At 59.8% G+C, this 18,252-nt stretch carries 15 protein-coding genes and 1 pseudogene; 13 read left to right on the top strand and 3 right to left on the bottom strand.

The features are described from left to right. Positions 1-66: 66 nt before the first annotated feature. From ACP7AP_RS10025 to ACP7AP_RS10010, 4 genes are read left to right on the top strand one after another with little or no spacing between them, the layout of a single operon-like run. Positions 67-1,512: a cryptochrome/photolyase family protein gene (locus tag ACP7AP_RS10025; protein WP_426034071.1), complete on the top strand. Its 1,446-nt coding sequence runs from the start codon at positions 67-69 to the stop codon at positions 1,510-1,512. Beyond that, a complete protein-coding gene (locus ACP7AP_RS10020) occupies positions 1,512-2,726 on the top strand; it encodes a class I SAM-dependent methyltransferase (protein ID WP_426034070.1) in 1,215 nt (404 codons plus the stop codon). The genes ACP7AP_RS10025 and ACP7AP_RS10020 overlap by 1 nt, the downstream gene beginning before the upstream one ends. 41 nt (positions 2,727-2,767) lie before the next feature. Continuing rightward, on the top strand, positions 2,768-3,208 hold the full coding sequence (locus ACP7AP_RS10015) for a TrgA family protein (RefSeq protein WP_426034069.1): 441 nt from the start codon (positions 2,768-2,770) through the stop codon (positions 3,206-3,208). Next, positions 3,205-4,329 (top strand): NUDIX domain-containing protein, encoded by a 1,125-nt coding sequence (locus tag ACP7AP_RS10010; protein WP_426034068.1) that lies wholly within the window; start codon positions 3,205-3,207, stop codon positions 4,327-4,329. Before ACP7AP_RS10015 ends, ACP7AP_RS10010 begins: the two co-directional genes overlap by 4 nt. 76 nt (positions 4,330-4,405) lie before the next feature. On the opposite strand, the gene ACP7AP_RS10005 is transcribed toward ACP7AP_RS10010, so the two are convergent. Genes ACP7AP_RS10005 through ACP7AP_RS09995 form a run of 3 tightly spaced genes read right to left on the bottom strand, consistent with a single transcriptional unit; the run spans position 4,406 to position 7,666 of the window. Continuing rightward, on the bottom strand, positions 4,406-5,566 hold the full coding sequence (locus tag ACP7AP_RS10005) for a Gfo/Idh/MocA family protein (RefSeq protein ID WP_426034067.1): 1,161 nt from the start codon (positions 5,564-5,566) through the stop codon (positions 4,406-4,408). A 3-nt stretch (positions 5,567-5,569) separates the two neighbouring features. After that, positions 5,570-6,625, bottom strand: a complete 1,056-nt coding sequence (locus tag ACP7AP_RS10000) for a sugar phosphate isomerase/epimerase family protein (protein ID WP_426034066.1) — start codon at positions 6,623-6,625, stop codon at positions 5,570-5,572. Positions 6,626-6,634: 9 nt separating this feature from the next. After that, entirely contained in the window at positions 6,635-7,666 is a 1,032-nt protein-coding gene (locus ACP7AP_RS09995; RefSeq protein ID WP_426034065.1) for a LacI family DNA-binding transcriptional regulator, read from the bottom strand. Between the two features lie 328 nt (positions 7,667-7,994). On the opposite strand from ACP7AP_RS09995, the gene ACP7AP_RS09990 reads away from it, so the two are divergent. The 9 genes and pseudogenes from ACP7AP_RS09990 to ACP7AP_RS09950 all read left to right on the top strand — a co-directional run bounded on the left by ACP7AP_RS09990 (position 7,995) and on the right by ACP7AP_RS09950 (position 18,197). After that, the gene (locus ACP7AP_RS09990; protein ID WP_426034064.1) at positions 7,995-9,224 is read left to right on the top strand and encodes an ABC transporter substrate-binding protein; all 1,230 of its coding nucleotides are present in this window, start codon (positions 7,995-7,997) and stop codon (positions 9,222-9,224) included. An 84-nt stretch (positions 9,225-9,308) separates the two neighbouring features. Continuing rightward, entirely contained in the window at positions 9,309-10,202 is an 894-nt protein-coding gene (locus ACP7AP_RS09985; protein WP_426034063.1) for a carbohydrate ABC transporter permease, read from the top strand. Further along, positions 10,195-11,121, top strand: a complete 927-nt coding sequence (locus ACP7AP_RS09980; RefSeq protein ID WP_426034062.1) for a carbohydrate ABC transporter permease — start codon at positions 10,195-10,197, stop codon at positions 11,119-11,121. The genes ACP7AP_RS09985 and ACP7AP_RS09980 overlap by 8 nt, the downstream gene beginning before the upstream one ends. A gap of 4 nt (positions 11,122-11,125) precedes the next feature. After that, on the top strand, positions 11,126-12,238 hold the full coding sequence (locus tag ACP7AP_RS09975; RefSeq protein ID WP_426034061.1) for an ABC transporter ATP-binding protein: 1,113 nt from the start codon (positions 11,126-11,128) through the stop codon (positions 12,236-12,238). A 4-nt stretch (positions 12,239-12,242) separates the two neighbouring features. Then, positions 12,243-14,633 carry a beta-mannosidase gene (locus ACP7AP_RS09970; RefSeq protein WP_426034060.1) on the top strand — a complete coding sequence of 797 codons (2,391 nt, stop codon included), beginning with the start codon at positions 12,243-12,245 and terminating at the stop codon, positions 14,631-14,633. Positions 14,634-14,642: 9 nt separating this feature from the next. Beyond that, positions 14,643-15,392, top strand: a complete 750-nt coding sequence (locus ACP7AP_RS09965) for a sugar phosphate isomerase/epimerase family protein (protein ID WP_426034059.1) — start codon at positions 14,643-14,645, stop codon at positions 15,390-15,392. A 9-nt stretch (positions 15,393-15,401) separates the two neighbouring features. Continuing rightward, positions 15,402-16,535 (top strand): Gfo/Idh/MocA family protein, encoded by a 1,134-nt coding sequence (locus ACP7AP_RS09960; RefSeq protein WP_426034058.1) that lies wholly within the window; start codon positions 15,402-15,404, stop codon positions 16,533-16,535. Between the two features lie 42 nt (positions 16,536-16,577). Next, positions 16,578-17,501: pseudogene (locus ACP7AP_RS09955) on the top strand (glycoside hydrolase family 43 protein); the annotation flags it as partial. Positions 17,502-17,573: 72 nt separating this feature from the next. Next, positions 17,574-18,197, top strand: coding sequence for a hypothetical protein (locus tag ACP7AP_RS09950; RefSeq protein WP_426034128.1), 624 nt, complete (start codon positions 17,574-17,576; stop codon positions 18,195-18,197). Positions 18,198-18,252: the final 55 nt, after the last annotated feature.

Here is an 18,252-nt window from a genome sequence, read left to right as displayed (position 1 = left end):
CAGAGGATGAACTTGTGATCTGATCAGGGCTTGGCTGCGTAAGAGTTTGAAATAGTGTGGGATGTGATGGCAGATCAGCCTTTGATTTTGTGGTTTCGGCGGGATTTGCGGCTTTCAGATCACCCGATGTTGGCGGCGGCTGTGGCGACGGGGCGGCCATTGCTGCCGGTATTTGTGCTGGATGCACAGGCCGAGGCTTTGGGGGCGGCTGCGAAATGGCGGTTGGGGCTGGGGCTTGCGCGGTTTGCGGAAGCGCTGGCTGCCATTGGGCAGCGGTTGATTTTGCGGCGCGGCGATGCGCTCGCTGTTTTGCAAGGGCTGGTTGCGGAAACCGGGGCTGCTGGTGTGATGTGGCAGCGGATGTATGATCCGCAGGCGGTTGCACGCGATACAAGCGTGAAGGCGGATTTGCGCGGTAAGGGGCTGGTGGCGGATAGTTTTCCGGGGGCTTTGCTGATTGAGCCTTGGGAGGTGGCGACCGGGCAGGGCGGCTATTACAAGGTGTATTCGCCGTTCTGGCGGGCGGTGTCGGCGCGGGGTTTTGCAGCGCCCGTGCCTGCGGTGACGGCGATGCGTGCGCCGCAGGTTTGGCCTGAGTCCGACGATTTGGCCGACTGGCAGATGGGCGCGGCAATGCGGCGCGGGGCGGCGGTGTGTTTGCCGCATCAGCGGGTGGGCGAGGCGGCGGCGCTGGCGCGGTTGGACGCGTTTATCGACACGGCGGTGGACCGCTACAAGGCGGCGCGGGATTTTCCGGGGGTGATCGGCGCGACCTCGGGGCTGTCGGAGAACCTCGCTTGGGGCGAGATCGGGCCGCGGACAATTTGGGCGGCAGGGCAGCGGGCTTTACATCAGGGTGATGCGGGGGCGGAGCATTTTTGCAAGGAGTTGGTGTGGCGCGAGTTTGCGTATCATCTGATGCATCATTCGCCGCATATCCTGACGCAAAGCTGGCGCGAGGGCTGGGACGCCTTTCCGTGGCGCGGTGACAACCGCGACGCCGAGGCTTGGCGACGGGGCATGACCGGCGAGCCGTTTGTCGATGCCGCGATGCGTGAGATGTATGTGACTGGGCGGATGCATAACCGCGCACGGATGGTGGTGGCGTCGTACCTGACCAAGCATCTGCTGACGGATTGGCGGATCGGGCAGGCGTGGTTTGCCGAATGTCTGACTGATTGGGATGAGGCATCCAATGCGATGGGCTGGCAATGGGTTGCAGGCTCTGGCCCCGATGCGGCACCGTATTTCCGGGTGTTTAACCCGACAGGTCAGGCCGAAAAATTTGACAGCGATGCGGCATATCGGCGACGCTGGATTGCAGAGATCTCGGCCAAGCCGGGGGCTGATGCGTTGAGTTATTTTGCCGCTGTGCCAAAGGCGTGGCAGTCGCGCACCGGGGCTTATCCGGCCCCGATTGTGACATTGGCTGAGGGGCGTGCGCGCGCGCTTGCGGCCTATGCCGCGCGCGGAGATGGCGCTGCGCAAACAGATACAGATGCGAGGGAATGATGACCGTGTTGACGACAACCAAAGGCCAAAAGCGGTTGCCGCGCTACTTCGCAACCGTATTTGACATGGCGAAAAAGCTGCAACGCGGAAGGTTGGAGTTTGGCTTGCCCGATGGGCGGCAGTTTCGCATTGAAGGCGCTGCTCCGGGGCCTGTGGCGCGGATCGACATCCACGATGCTGACCTGTTCGCGCGGCTGATCCGTGAGGGTGATCTGGGGTTTTGTGAGGCTTATGTCGAAGGCGGCTGGTCCAGCCCCGATCTGATGGCGTTCATGGATCTGATGCATGAGGGCAATAGCGCGGTTTATGATGCCTTTCCCGGCATGGCTTTGGTGCGTGCGTTTGAGCGGTTTCGGTTTTGGCTGCAATCGAATTCGAAAACCCAAGCCAAGAAGAACATCGCGCATCATTACGATCTGGGCAATGATTTCTACAAGTTGTGGCTGGATGACAGCATGACTTATTCGGCGGCGATTTATCGCACCGGGCAAGAGAGTTTGGAAACCGCGCAGGCGCAAAAATATGCTTCGATGGTCGATCAGATGGGGGCGAAACCCGGCGATCATGTGCTGGAGATCGGCTGCGGCTGGGGTGGTTTTGCCGAATATGCCGCGAAAGAACGCGGGCTGCGGGTGACGGCTTTGACGATCAGTCAGGCGCAGCACGATTATGCCGTGGCGCGGATGCAACGGTTGGGGCTGCAGGATAAGGTGGAAATCAAGCTGCAAGACTACCGCGACGAGACCGGGGTTTATGACGGGGTTGCCAGTATCGAGATGTTTGAGGCGGTGGGTGAGAAGTATTGGCCGGTGTATTTTGACACCGTGCGGGATCGTTTGAAGCCCGGCGGTCATGCCACGTTGCAGATCATCACCGTGCAGGAAGCGCGGTTTGAGACTTATCGTAAGGCTGTTGATTTCATTCAGAAATACATCTTCCCCGGCGGTATGTTGCCCAGCCCTTCGGTGCTGAAACGCGAGGCGGAACGCGCTGGGCTGAAGGTGAAAGGCTCGATTGAGTTTGGCAAAAGCTACAGCCAGACTTTGCGGCGCTGGTACGACAGTTTCAACGCGCGCTGGGCCGAAGCGGCTGGGCTTGGCTTTGATGAGAGATTCCGGCGGATGTGGAACTTTTATCTCGCCTCTTGTGCTGGCACGTTTGAGGGCGGAAACTGCGATGTAACGCAGATCACCCTGACGCGGCCGATTGGCTAGACGCGGCAGGGCGGTCTGGCTTGTACAGATGAAGGATCGCCATGCCCACTGCCTCAAAACTTGTCGCTGCGGTTGCCTATGCGCTTCTGGGTTTTCTCGCAGCGCAGACGTTTGTGAAATATCTGCCCGAGGGCACACCTTTGGGCTATTTCCGCGAGATCACGGCAGCGATTGGCTTTATCACCGGTTGGCTGGTGATGGGCAAGCTGACGCGCAAAGGCTACCGCGAGGCGATCAACGCCGGGCTGGTGACGGCGCTGATTCTGGTGTTTTGGGCGCTGTTGGCGTTTTCGCTGTACTTCATGCTGAAGAAATCCATGCGGATGATGTATGACGGCCCGATGGAAGCGGTTTTGGGGGTTTTCCAGCTGATGTTTGATTACGGCAAAATGCTGGTGGTGCCGGATATGCTGGGGGTGATCCTGATCGGCGGCGTTGTCGCAGGGCTGGCCAGCGAATGGGCCGGGAAGCGCTGGTCTTGAGCAGGCGTTACTTTTTCTGCGGCACGTTGCGGCATTTGCCGCTGTTGGAAGCGGTGCTGGGGCATGCTTTCGAAGTTCAATCTGCGGCGCTTGCCGATCATGCGTTGTTTTGGGCTAAGGACAGCAGCTTTCCGATCCTCGCGCCCCTGATGGGCGCGCAGGCAGAGGGGATATTGTTGCACGCAGACTCTGATCTCGATGTGGCGCGACTGGATTTCTTTGAGGGCGGCTTTGGCTTTCGCGCGCATCCCATGCAGGTGATCCATGCCGAGGGTGCAATCGAGGCTTTTGTATATATTGCGGACGTATCAGATTGCCCGCGCAGCCGTGGCGCGCCTTGGCTTTTGGCCGATTGGCAGCGCATTTATGGCGCGGAGTTTGTGGCGATGGCCAAGGATTATCTGGCGCTGTTCGGGGTGAAGCCGCCGCGTGCAGTGGCGGCGCGGTTTGAGCAGATGTTGGCGCGGGGGGCGTCTCGGGTGCGGGCATCACGCGGTGCGCCGACCGCGTTGCGCCATCATGCCGAGGCGGGGGATGTGGCGGTTGCGGCGCTGCGCGAACCCTACGCGCGGTTTTTCGCGATGGAGGAGATCGACGTCAGTTTCCGGCGCTTTGACGGCAGCATGAGCCCGCAGGTGACGCGGGCCGGGTTCATCGCCTGCGATGCGGTGACGGTGCTGCCTTATGACCCCGTGCGTGACCGGGTTTTGGTGATTGATCAGTTCCGCGCTGGCCCCTATCTGCGCGGCGATCCGCAACCTTGGCAGATCGAGGCGATAGCGGGGCGGATTGATCCGGGGGAAACGCCTGTTGCGGCGGCAAAGCGCGAGGCGGTGGAGGAGGCGGGCTTGGTGCTGACGGATCTGCTGCCGGTCGCGCGCTATTATCCGACGCCGGGGTGTTCTGCCGAGTTCCTGTATTCGTTTGTCGCGCTGACCGATCTGCCGGACACGGCGGCGGGGGTGTTTGGGGTGGATGGTGAGGCGGAAGATATTCGCGGCCATTTGATCAGCTTTGAGCGGCTGATGGCGCTGGTGGGGTCGGGCGAGATTTCCAATGCGCCGACGGTGCTGACGGCGTTTTGGCTGGCTCAGAACCGGGATCGGTTGCGCAACGTTTGAGCCCCGCGCAGCCGATTTTTGAGAAAAATCGTGCCGGAATTTTCGAAAATTCCGGTTGCGCGGGGGGCAGGCGGTGTTACAGCGCCAGTTTCGTCCAAGCGCCATTCTTACCCGAAGACCGCACGCAGGCATCGACAAAGGCGACGCCTTCAAGGCCCTCTTTCAGCCCCGGAAAGCTGACCGCGCTATCCAGTAGGCTGCCGTCGCGCCGCGCGATAATGGCGCGTCCGGCCTCGGCGTAGATATTGGCGAAGCCTTCCAGATAGCCTTCGGGATGGCCGGGTGGGATGCGGGTGACGCGGGCTGCGGCATCGCCGGTGCCAGCGCCGCCACGGGTCAGGCGGTAGCGCGGCGCCCCGATGGGCGTGACCCAGAGGTAGTTGGGGTTTTCTTGCTCCCACTCGATCCCGGCTTTGGTGCCGTAAATCCGCAAGCGCAGGCCGTTTTCTTGCCCCGCAGCCACTTGTGAACACCACAGCATGCCACGCGCACCTGAGGTGTAGCGCAGCAGGACATGGGCGTTGTCATCGACACGGCGGCCCGGAACGAAGCTTTGCAGGTCGGCTGCGAGTTCGGAGAGGCTCAGGCCGGAGACGAAATTTGCAAGATTGAACGCATGGGTGCCAATATCCCCCGTCGATCCACCCGCGCCGGACCGGGCCGGATCGGTGCGCCAATCGGCCTGCTTGTTGTCCACCTCGTGCGCCAGCCAGTCTTGCGCGTATTCGACCTGCACAAGGCGAATGTCGCCCAGATCGCCCGCCTGCACCATGGCTTTGGCTTGGCGGATCATCGGGTAGCCGGTGTAGTTGTGGGTGAGGGCGAAGACCACGCCAGAGGCTTCGGCGGCTTTCGCCAGTTTCTTGGCCTCGGGCAAGGTGGCGGTCAGCGGTTTGTCGCAGATCACATGAATGCCGCGCTTCAGAAACTCCAAAGCGACGGGGGCGTGCATGTGGTTGGGGGTGACGATGGCGACAGCCTCGATGCCGTCTTTGCGGCGGGCTTCTTTTTGCGCCATTTCGGTGAATGACCCATAGCTGCGCGGAACCCCAAGATCGGCGGCAGAGGCGGCGGAGCGTTCGGGGTCTGACGAAAACGCGCCTGCGACCAGTTCGTATTGATCGTCAATGCGCGAGGCGATGCGGTGGACGGCACCGATGAAAGCGCCGCGCCCGCCGCCCACCATACCAAGGCGGATGCGGGGGGCGCGTGCGGTGTGGGCTGCGGTGATGGCCATGATCTACTCCAATCCCAACATGCGGCGGTTGGCGGCGCGGTCGGTGCCCGCGTCGGCGAAATCGTCAAACGCCTTCTCGGTGACGCGGATGATCTGTTTGGCGACATAAGCAGCACCTTCGCGCGCGCCGTCTTCGGGATGCTTGATGCAACATTCCCATTCCACTACTGCCCAGCCGTCAAAGCCGTATTGCGTCAGTTTTGAGAAGATGCCGCCGAAATCGACCTGACCATCGCCCACCGAACGGAAGCGGCCCGCGCGGTTGATCCAGGATTGAAAGCCACCATAGACACCTTGGCGGCCTGTGGGGTTGAGTTCAGCATCCTTGACGTGGAACATCTTGATCCGCTCGTGGTAGATGTCGATATGCTCAAGGTAATCAAGGTGTTGCAGCACATAGTGGCTGGGATCGTATAGCATGTTGGCGCGGGGGTGGTTGTTGACACGCTCCAGAAACATCTCAAACGAGATGCCATCATGCAGGTCTTCGCCGGGGTGAATCTCATAACATAGATCAATACCGCAGGCATCGGCGTGATCCAGCAGCGGCGTCCAGCGGCGGGCGAGTTCATTGAAGGCTTCCTCGACCAGACCTGCGGGACGCTGCGGCCATGGGTAGAGGTAGGGCCAAGCCAGCGCGCCCGAGAAGGTGGCATGCGCGGTGAGACCAAGGTTTTTGGAGGCGGTCAGGGCTTTGGTGACTTGATCCACCGCCCATTCCTGCCGGGCTTGCGGGTTGCCGCGCACTTCTGGGGCGGCGAAGCCATCAAACTGGGTGTCATAGGCGGGATGCACCGCGACCAACTGGCCTTGCAGGTGGGTGGAGAGTTCGGTGATCTGCACGCCATTCGCGGCAGCGATGCCTTTGATTTCATCGCAATAGGTTTTTGAACTGGCGGCGCGGTCAAGATCAATCAGCCGCGCGTCCCATGATGGGATCTGCACGCCTTTGTAACCGCAGTCGGCGGCCCATTTTGTGATGGCATCCAATGAGTTGAACGGCGCTGCATCGCCTGCGAATTGCGCCAGAAACAGCGCCGGGCCTTTGATCGTTTTCATGGTCTCTCCCTAATTTCCCGTGCGGAAGTCCGTGGCTTGCGGCACTTCCAGTGCTTGTCCCTGATCCGGCGCGCGGCCCTCTATCGCGGCCATCACGGCGCGGGCCAGAAAGTTCCCGGCACGCGCCACATCTTCTTGCACCACGATCATCTCTTTGCGAAAGCGGTGCAACAGGCGGATCGCCTCTTTTGCCACCACATCGAAATCTTGGCCAATCTGTAAGCCGACACGTTCGGCCCCGGCCACCGCTGCAATCGCGCCCGTGGTTGATCCGGCGATGATGCAATCGGGGGGGGAGCTTGCGAACCGACAGGCAATGGCGATTTCGATATCATCGGCAGAACTGTCCGAGGTGATTTCGGTTGCCAATTCAAATCGCATATTGCGCGCAGCGGCCTCTTGGCTGGCCCCGATGATCATATGGCGGGCATACATATGGTTGCGCGGCGGGGCGATCATCAAGACATGGCGGCGCTGGCGTTCGGCCAAGGCTTGCACGGCCAAGCGGCCAAAGGCTTCGTTGTCATAGTCGAAATAAGGGTGATCGAGCCCCATATCGGTGCGGCCATGCGTGGCGAAGGGGATGTGATGCTCGGTCATATAACGGATGCGCGGATCGTCGGGCTTGGTCTGGTTCAGGATGATGCCATCGGCGCTTTCGGTCTCGACGATATAGCGCACCGGGTCCATCGGGTCTTGGTCGCGAAAGAACGGCATCACCACCAGGTGGTAGGCGGTGCCGCGCAGGGCGTCGGCGATCGAGTATAAAAGCTTGGAGGTGTGGTTCATCACATCGGATTCAGTCGAGAGCAGCAAGGCAATCACATTGGTCTTTCCGGTGCGCAAACGCACAGCCGCGCGATTCTGCCTGTAGCCCAGTTTCAACGCGGTTTCGCGCACGCGGCGCTTGGTTTCCTCACCAATATCGGGCGCATCTTTTAGCGCCCGGCTGACCGTGGCAATCGCAAGCCCGGTGGCGGCGGCGATGGTTTTCAGCGTGGGCCGTTCCGCCCCAACAAGGGGCAGGGGTGATTCTGTCATCGCGTCCATTCCCGAACCCTGCCGCTTCTTTTGGCGGTAATCCACGCAATCTTCCAGCCCTGTGATTCGCTTTTTCCGGTGCGACCTGCGGCGGATGCCCGATGAGTTGCGATGGCAAAGCGCGCCAACTTGCCCATAATTTCAGAGACTTCCTCACCCGCAAACGGCACCGCCCAAACCGAAGATCCTGCACATACCACAATCATCAAGGCGCAGAATTTTACAACCGACAAGCGAAAAGATTGCTTGATTGAAAAAACTATAACGTTATAGGATCGGACTATAACGATATAGAAACCGCGAAAGCTTAATGATCTGGGAGGATCTTATGAAGAATTGGAAACTGGTTGCTGGCCTGTTGTTGTCGGTGGCACTGCCGTCCGGGGCCTATGCCACCGATCTGGAAGTCACCCATTGGTGGACCTCTGGCGGCGAAGCGGCGGCGGTGGCCGAACTTGCGAAAGCCTTTGATGCATCGGGCGATCATTGGGTCGATGGCGCGATTGCAGGTGGCGGTGATACCGCCCGCCCGGTGATGATCGCACGCATCACCGGCGGCGATCCGATGGGGGCGACGCAGTTCAACCACGGCCAGCAAGCTTTGGAGCTGGTGCAGGCTGGCTTGATGCTGGATCTGACCGATGTGGCCGAAGCCAACAAGTGGCGCGACGTGATCAACCCGATCTCGCTGCTGGATGGTTGCACGATTGACGGCAAGGTTTACTGTGCGCCAATGAACATTCACTCGCCGGAATGGCTGTGGATCAACAACAAGATTTACGAAGATCTGGGCATCCCGATCCCGACCAACTGGACGGAATTTGTAGCCTCGGCACCACAGGTTGAAGCGGCTGGAAAGATCCCGTTGGCTTTGGGCCGCCAGGCTTGGCAGTCAAACCTTGCGTTCAACGCGATTGCGGTTGGCATCGGTGGGCTTGATCTGTGGAAGAAGGTCAACGTCGACAAAGATATGGAAGCCGCAGCGGGTCCTGAGATGCTGAAGGTGTTCCAAGCCTCGGCGGATGCGCGCAAACTGGCGTCGAAATCGACGGTGCAAGACTGGAACCAAGCCACCAACATGGTGATCACCGGCGAAGCGGCGGGTCAGATCATGGGCGACTGGGCGCAGGGTGAGTTTGCGGTGGCAGGCAAGGTCGCCGGCAAGGATTACACCTGCCTGCCGGGGCTGGGGCTGAACGCTTACCTTTCGACCGGCGGCGATGCGTTCTATTTCCCGAAACTGACCGATCCCGATCAGGAAGCCGCACAAAAACGTCTGGCGGCGCTGCTGGTCAGCCCGGATGTGCAGGTGGCGTTCAACCTGAAGAAAGGCTCGCTGCCGATCCGGGGCGATATCGACATGTCTGCCGCCAATGATTGCATGAAAAAGGGTCTTGAGATTCTGAAATCCGGCAATGTCGTGCCCGCTGGCGATCAGGTTTGGTCGCCGGATGTGCAGACGCAGCTGGGCGACATGCAAAGCGAATTCTGGAGCGGCGACATGACCCCAGAAGATGCCCAAGCGCGTTACGTCGAAATCCTGAAAACCGGGCTTTAAGCCTTGCACTGCAAAAGCGCCGTCCGACCCGTTCGGGCGGCGCTTTTGTGACCAGGTACGGATTTGCGGGGGAGAAGGTAGAGCATGGCAGGAAAACCAAGGGGGCTGCGGCTGTTTCGCAACCTGAATGCCAAGGTCGCGGCGGTGCCGATGGTGCTGACCACCATGGTGGTGTTCGTCGGTGGCACATTGTGGACGGTGCTGTATTCCTTCACCAATTCCAAGCTGTTACCGCGGTTGGAGTTTGTTGGTATCGACCAATACAAGCGGCTTTGGTCGAATGATCTGTGGAATGCCGCTATCTGGAACCTTGCGTTTTATGGCGTGATGTCGCTGATCTTCACCATCGTGATGGGCTTTGTGCTGGCGGTGCTGCTGGATCAGAAAATCCGCTTTGAAGACACATTCCGCACCATCATGCTGTATCCTTTCGCTTTGTCCTTCATCGTCACCGGCCTCGTCTGGCAGTGGATTTTGAACCCCGAGATGGGGATTCAAGAGGTGGTGCGCCGGATGGGGTTTGAGACTTTCACCTTCGATCCGCTGCACAATCCAAATACGGTTTTGTATGGTTTGCTGATTGCTGGTTTGTGGCAGGGCACGGGATTTACCATGTGTCTGATGCTGGCGGGCCTGCGTGGCATTGATGAAGATATCTGGAAAGCCTCTCGCGTCGACGGCATCCCAAAGTGGAAAACCTACATCTTCGTGGTGATCCCGATGATGCGGCCGGTGTTTATGACCACTTTGGTGATCGTCGCGGCAGGCATCATCAAGCTGTACGATCTGGTGGTCGCACAAACTTCCGGCGGGCCGGGCAATGCCAGCCAGGTGCCTGCAATGTATGTGTATCGCTATATGTTCACCGCGCAAAACCTTGGCCAAGGCTTTGCCGCCAGCACGATGATGCTGCTGTCGGTGCTGATCGTGCTGGTGCCTTGGGCCTATCTGGAATTTGGGGGCAAAAAGCATGGCTGATGTAGCAATTCACGGCGGAGCGGGTCACGGCGCGACGGGCGTGCAGCCACGCGGGGCCAAGCCGAAGCGGCGGTTCTCTGGCGGCAATATCATGCTCTATGGCACCTTGTTTGTGGTGTCAGTCTACTACCTGCTGCCGCTTTGGGTGATGGTGATGACCTCGCTGAAAGGCATGCCGGAAATCCGCATGGGCAATATCTTTGCCCCTCCGGTCGAGATCACCTTTCAGCCGTGGGTCAAGGCGTGGTCGCAGGCTTGCACCGGGTTGAATTGTGACGGGCTTTCAAGGGGCTTCTGGAACTCGGTGATGATCACTGTGCCGTCGGTGATTATCTCGATCATCGTGGCAAGCGTGAACGGCTATGCGCTGGTGAACTGGCGCTTCAAAGGCAGTGAAGTGTTCTTCACCATCCTGATTTTCGGCAGCTTTATTCCTTATCAGATCATGCTTTACCCGATCGTGATTCTGCTGCGCGAATTGGGGATTTACGGCACGCTCTACGGTTTGATCCTTGTGCATACCATCTTCGGGATGCCGATCCTGACCTTGCTGTTTCGGAACTATTTCAGCAGCTTGCCGGAAGAATTGTTCAAAGCCGCCCGCGTCGATGGTGCCGGGTTCTGGCGGATATACTTTCAGATCATGGTGCCGATGAGTCTGCCGATTTTCGTGGTGGCGCTGATCCTTCAAATCACCGGCATCTGGAACGACTTCCTGTTCGGCGTCGTGTTCACCAAGCCCGAGATTTACCCGATGACGGTGCAGCTGAACAATATCGTCAACTCGGTGCAGGGGGTGAAGGAATATAACGTCAATATGGCGGCGACGTTGCTGACGGGGCTTGTGCCGCTGATCATCTACTTCGTCTCTGGCAAACTCTTTGTTCGCGGCATTGCTGCTGGCGCCGTGAAAGGCTGACCCCATGACTCCTTCTAACCAGACTCCTTCGATCCAGACCCATTCCATCCAAGTCAAAGACCTGAGCTTGAATTTCGGTTCGGTTTCGGTGCTGAAAAACATGAATATCGACGTCGCAGAGGGCGAGTTTATCGTGCTGCTGGGGCCATCGGGTTGCGGAAAATCGACCTTGCTGAACTGCTTGGCGGGTCTGTTGGACATCACCGACGGCGAGATTTGGATTAAGGGCAAGAACGTCACCTGGGCCGAACCGTCCGAGCGGGGCATCGGCATGGTGTTCCAAAGCTACGCTTTGTATCCGCAGATGACGGTGCGCGGCAACCTGTCGTTCGGCCTGAAAAACGCCCGGATGCCGAAGGACGAAATCGACAAGCGCATCGCACGGGCGGCGGGGATTTTGCAGATTGAGCCGTTGTTGGACCGCAAACCTGCGGCTTTGTCGGGCGGTCAGCGGCAACGCGTGGCCATCGGGCGGGCTTTGGTGCGCGATGTCGATGTGTTCCTGTTTGACGAGCCTTTGTCGAACTTGGATGCCAAGCTGCGCAGCGAATTGCGGGTGGAAATCAAGCGCTTGCACAGCCGTCTGAACAACACGATGGTCTATGTAACGCATGATCAGATTGAGGCTTTGACTTTGGCCGACCGCATTGCGGTGATGCGCGGCGGCCTGATCCAGCAACTCGCCGCCCCACAGGAAATCTACAACCGCCCGTCGAACCTGTTCGTGGCGGGGTTTATCGGCAGCCCGTCGATGAACTTCCTGCATGGGGCTACGATTGACGGTGGGGCGGCGTTTCAGTTTGCCAGCACCAGGATCAACCTTGCGGGCTATGAGGGCGGTGCGATTTTGGAGCGCCCGAAAGCCATCCTTGGGTTGCGCCCCGAGCATCTGCACATTCAGGACCACGCTGAACCCGGTCTGACAATCCCGGCGGTGGTGGAAATTGACGAGCCGATGGGGGCGGATTCTCTGGTCTGGCTGGAGGCCGAGGGCGGTCTGAAAATGTCGGTTCGCGTGCCGGTGGAACGCCGGATGGCACCGGGCACCCCGGTGCATCTGAAGGTGGATATTCCGAAGGCGTCGATTTTCGACACCGCATCCGAACAGCGGGTCTAAGACAATGGATTTGGCTGAAGGCTGGACGCTTTGCGATGAAAGCGGCGCATATTCTGTCGCTTTCGCTTTGCCGGGGGATGGCATCACCGCCTTGCACGCCGCAGGGGCGATTACCGATCCCTATTGGGGCCGCAATGAATATGATCTGCGCTGGATTTGTGGCCGCGATTGGGTCGCCAGGCGCAGCTTCAATGTCAGCCGCACCGACCTTGTGCTAGTGGTGTCGTTGCTGGACACCGTGGCCGAAATTGCGGTGAACGGGGTGACGGTTCTGGCTTCGGACAATATGTTCCGCAGCTACCGCATTGATCTGTCTGCCGTGCTGCGGCTGGGGGCGAATGACATCGCAATCACCTTTCGCTCGCCCGAGGTGGAGGCCGCTAAACGCCAAGCGGCGCAACCGTATTTCGTGCCGTTCAGCGCCAACAACACCCCGATCCATAACGGCAATATGCTGCGCAAACCGTCTTGCGATTTCGGTTGGGATTGGAACATCGCGCTGGGTAGTTTCGGGGTTTACGGCGATTTTTATCTTGAACCGTTGAGCCTGGCGCGGATTGCATCGGTGGGCATCGCGCGATCCCATTCTGCCAATCGCGCCGTGGTGACGGTGACGGCGGATATGGAAGGCGCGGCGGAGGGGGTCGAAGTGACCTTCGCCCTCTGTGGTGTCACCGCCCAAGCCAAAGTCCAGCGCTGGCAGGCTGTGGCGGCGCTGGTGGTGGAGAACCCCGAACTCTGGTGGCCAGCCGGGCAGGGCGCGCAGGTGCTGCATGATCTGGTGATCGGGTTTGGCGATCAGAGCCTCACCCGCCGCATCGGGCTGCGCGATGCCGTCTTGGTCAATGTCAAAGATGCCGTAGGTCTGGGCTTTAAGTTCCGCGTCAATGGCCGCGATATCTTTGCCAAGGGCGCGAACTGGATTCCGCAGGATGCCTTGTCGGGGCAGATCACGCCCGAGGCCACCCGCGATCTGCTGCAATCGGCAGTGGACGCCAATATGAACATGATTCGGGTCTGGGGCGGTGGGCGCTACGAGCCGGATTGGTTCTATGACCTTTGCGATGAACTCGGCCTGATGGTCTGGCAGGATTTCATGTTCTCCTGCCACATTTACCCCGCCGATAATGCCTTTCTGAACGATGTGGCGGTTGAGGTCGCCGAGCAGGCTAAACGCCTGCACCATCATGCGTCGCTGGTGTTGTGGTGTGGTGACAATGAGTTGATCGGCGCGCTGACATGGTTCCCGGAAACCCGTGCCAATCGGGATTTGTATCTGGTCGGCTATGACCGGCTGAACCGCACGATTGAAACCGCTTTGAAAGCGGCGGTGCCGGATGCGGTCTGGTGGCCATCCTCGCCCAGCCCTGGCCCGATGGATTTTGGCGATGCGTGGCATGATGATTCAAAAGGTGACATGCACTTCTGGTCGGTCTGGCACGAGGGGCGCGATTTTGATCACTACCGCGATGTAAGCCCCCGGTTTTGTTCAGAGTTTGGCTTTCAAAGCTATCCTTCGATGGACGTGATCCGCAAATTCGCCGATCCGAAAGATTTCAACATCGCCGCCCCGGTGATGGAGAGCCATCAGAAAAACGCCGGCGGCAATGCGCGGATTGCGGAAACCATGTTCCGCTATTTCCGCTTCCCGGTGGATTTTGAGAATTTCGTTTATCTCAGCCAAGTCCAGCAGGGTTTGGCGATCAAAACCGCCGTCACACATTGGCGATCGTTGAAGCCGCATTGCATGGGCGCGCTGATCTGGCAGTTGAATGACACTTGGCCGGTGTGTTCGTGGTCGAGCCTTGATCACGGCGGCGGCTGGAAGCTGTTGCACCATATGGCGAAACAGTTTTTCCATACGGTGCTGGTGTCTGCGGTCCCCGTTGCGGGCGGCATCGAATTGCGCGCGGTCAACGATGGTGCGCCGCTGGATGTGACGGTGAAAGCCATGGCCGTGGCGATGGATGGCATTACGCGCCCTTTGTCGGAAGCCACGGTCAACGTCGCCGACACCGCCGTTCTGGCGCTGAAAATCGACGCCACCGATCTCGGCCCGCAAGAGATGCTGGCGTACACTTGGTCAGACGGCGACACGTTGATTTCTGGCGATAGTTTCGCGCCAAAGCCTTACAAAAACTACGATCTTTTGCCTGCGCATCTGAGCCATCAGGTCCGCGAAGCCGGTGGCAGCTATGAGATCACGCTCACCGCCGAAGCCCTCGCGCTGTTTGTCGCGGTCGAATCCGATCAGCCCGGTCGCTTCTCACACAACGCGATCACGCTGTTCCCCGGTCATCCCGCCACCATAACCTTCACCCCCGCGCAAGCCCACGCGGAGCCCCGTTTCACCATCCGAGACCTTCATTCCGCGACCTATGGTCCGACTGCCTGAGGAGGCATCATGTTCAGCTATCAACTCTATTCCTCGCGTAACTTTCCGCCCTTGGCTAAGACCTTGGAGATGCTGGCGCAAACCGGCTACCGCGCCGTCGAAGGCTTTGGCGGGCTTTATGCCGACCCCACAGGCCTGACCGATCTGCATGCTGGTCTGCAAGCCTGTGGGCTGAAGATGCCATCGGGGCATTTTGGGCTGGGCCAGGTGGAAGACACCCCGGACTGGGCAATCAAAGTGGCGCAGACTTTGGGGATGGAACAGGTGATCGTGCCGTGGATTCATCCCGATGAGCGCCCCACCACCGGCAAGGGCTGGCACGATCTGGGCGCGCGGTTGCAAAAGGCGGGCGGGCCAATACGCGATGCTGGATTGAAATTTGGCTGGCACAACCACGACTTTGAATTTGTCAAAACCGCCGACGGAGCCATTCCGCAAACGGCTTTGTTTGAGGGCGGGCCGGACCTTGGGTGGGAGATGGACGTGGCTTGGGTGGTGCGCGGCGGCGCGGACCCGTTGGCGTGGATTGCTGACCACAAGTCCCGCCTCATCGCCGCCCATGTCAAAGACATCGCCCCGAAGGGTGAGAATCTGGCCGAAGATGGCTGGGCCGATCTCGGCTATGGCGTGGTGGATTGGGCGGCGATCCTGCCCGCTTTGCGCAAAATTGGCGTCACGAATTTCGTGATGGAGCATGACAACCCCACCGACCACGCGCGCTTTGCAAGCCGCTCGCTGGTTTCTGCGGAAAAGCTGTAAGGACATATCATGGTAAATCTAGGCATTGGCATCATTGGATGCGGCAATATCTCGACCTCTTACCTGAGGCTGGCGTCGTTGTTCAAAGGGCTGGACGTGCGGGCCGTGGCCGATATGAACATGGCCACCGCACAGGCCCGGGCGGCTGAATTTGGGGTGACAGCGCAGTCGGTCGATGACCTCTTGGCGAATAATGCCGTCGATGTGGTGATCAACCTGACCATCCCCGACGCGCATTACGCAGTGACCAAGCGGATTTTGGAGGCGGGCAAGCATGCCTATTCCGAGAAGCCTTTGGTGCTGACCTTGGCGGAAGGCGTGGCTTTGCGCGATCTGGCGGCCAGCAAAGGCCTTGCGGTCGGCTGTGCCCCGGATACGTTTCTGGGTGGCACCCATCAGCAGGCGCGGGCGTTGATTGACGAAGGCAAGCTGGGGACCATCACCACCGGCTGCGCCGCGATCCAAGGTCACGGGCCGGAAAGCTGGCACCCGAGCCCTGAGTTTTTCTACCTGCCCGGCGCGGGCCCGATCATGGATATGGGGCCGTATTACATCGCCAATCTGATCAACCTGCTGGGTCCGGTGCGCCGTGTTGGCGCGCTGACATCTTCGGCGACACCGACCCGTGTGATCGGCTCGGGCGACCGGGAAGGGCAAGAGATTGCGGTGAAGACCCCCAGCAACATTCAGGCTTTGCTGGAGTTTCATTCGGGTGCTACGATCAGCTTCTCGGCAAGCTGGGATGTCTGGCACCACAAGCGCAACCATTTTGAACTCTATGGCACCGAAGGCACCCTCTATGTCCCCGATCCGAACTTCTTTGGCGGGCCTTTGGAAATCGCTGGGCGGGATGGGGTGCTTACCCCTGTCGAGGCGTGGGATCATCCTTTCAGCATCGTCAACCAGAAGGGCCATCGCGGCGAGGATCAGGCGAACTATCGCACGGCGGGGATGGCCGATATGGTGCTGGCGATCACCGAAGGCCGCGATGCGCGCTGTTCGCTGGAGCGGACATTGCACGGCGTTGATGTGATGACGGCGGCGTTGCGTTCGGGCGAGACCGGGGAATTCATCACCCTGACCACCACCTGCACCCGCCCCGCCGCTTTGGGGCCAGATCAGGCGCGGGCTTTGCTGCGCTAGCCGCTCCTCCGCCCTGACAGGCGTCGTCGCTTAGTGTCAGCGATGACGTCTGCCAAGACGGAAGCGCCAGCAAGAGGGATGACAATGATCGAGAACCCGGTGCTGCGTGGCTTTAACGCCGATCACTCAATCTGCCGGGTGGCGGGCGATTACTACATCGCTACCTCGACCTTCGAGTGGTATCCCGGCGTGCAAATCCACCACTCCCGCGATCTGGTGAATTGGCGGCTGGTATCCCGACCCTTGAGCCGCGCGAGCCAGCTTGACATGCGCGGCAATCCTGACAGTTGCGGCGTCTGAGCCCCTTGCCTGAGCCATGCCGATGTCAAGTTCTGGCTGGTTTATACCGATGTGAAGCGGCTCGACGGGGCGTTCAAAGATGCCCACAACTACATCGTCACCTGTGCGACGATTGATGGCGATGGGTCGGACCCGATCTATGTCACCTCATCGGGCTTTGATCCTTCGCTGTTTCACGACGATGATGGCCGCAAATGGTTCACCAACATGCGCTGGAACCATCGCCCCGCAGTCTCGGGGTTAAACCGAGCCCATGATCGCTTTGATGGCATCGAATTGCTGCAATGGCACCCCGAGCATGGCCTGCTGGGCGAGGTTGCCACGATCTACACTGGCACCACGCTGGGTCTGACCGAAGCGCCGCATATTTTCAAACGCAACGGCTGGTATTACCTGACCACAGCCGAGGGCGGCACAGGTTACGATCATGCGGAGACGATGGCGCGGTCGCGCAAGCTGCACGGGCCCTATGAAACCCATCCCAATCAGCACCTGATGACCGCCCGCTTTGCGCCGGTCAATCCGATCCAGCGGGTGGGGCATGGTCAATATGTTGAGGGGCCCGATGGAGCGGCGTTTCACAGCCATCTCTGCGGCAGGCCCGTGCAGGGGCCGCGTGGGCTGTTCTGCGCGACGGGGCGCGAGACTGGGTTGGCGAAATGCGTCTGGCTTGAAGATTGGCTTTACCTTGAAGGCGGTGGACTGGTGCCGCCCGCTACTTTGCCGGGGCGTGAACGTATGCCCGGCCCGATTGGCGTGCATGATCTGACCACAGCACTGCCGCCCGAGTTTCAATGGCTGCGCACGCCGTACCCTCTGCGGATTTTCCCGATGACCGGAACGGCGTTGCGGCTGACCGGGCGCGAAAGTTTGGGCAGTTGGTTTGAGCACGCGCTGGTTGCGCGCAGGCAAGAACATCAGGCCTACCGGGCAGAGACTGTTGTTTTGGCCGATCCGCCGAATTGGCAATGTGCGGCGGGGCTGACGACCTATTACAATTGTCACAAATTTCACGCGGTCCTGATTACGCATGAGCCGGGGTATGGCCGCTGCGCGCGGATTGTGTCGTGCATCGGTGACGTGACCGAGGCGCTGACGTTCAGCGATCCTGTGCCGCCGCCGGATGGCCCGATCACGCTGTCGGTCAAGGTTGATCGTGCCACTCAACCGATTTTCTGGGCGCAAAGCGGTGAAGCCCAGCCGCTCGGCCCAGTGCTTGACGCCTCGGTGATCTCGGATGAAGGCGGGCGCGGTGAGCATGCCTCGTTTACCGGGGCTTTCGTGGCCATGGTGGCTTATGATTTGACCGGGCAGGGGTCGAGTGCTGATTTTACCCGGTTTGGCTATCATCCGGGCGTATGAGAAACGCCTGCGACAAACGCCGGGCTTGCAACCCGGGCCATTGCCGTCATAAACG

It is taken from the genome of Cypionkella sp. TWP1-2-1b2, from assembly GCF_049896245.1.
Classification (GTDB): Bacteria; Pseudomonadota; Alphaproteobacteria; order Rhodobacterales; family Rhodobacteraceae; genus Cypionkella.
The sequence above is the reverse complement of the archived record's forward strand: the minus strand, read 5'-3'. Positions and strand labels throughout refer to the sequence as shown.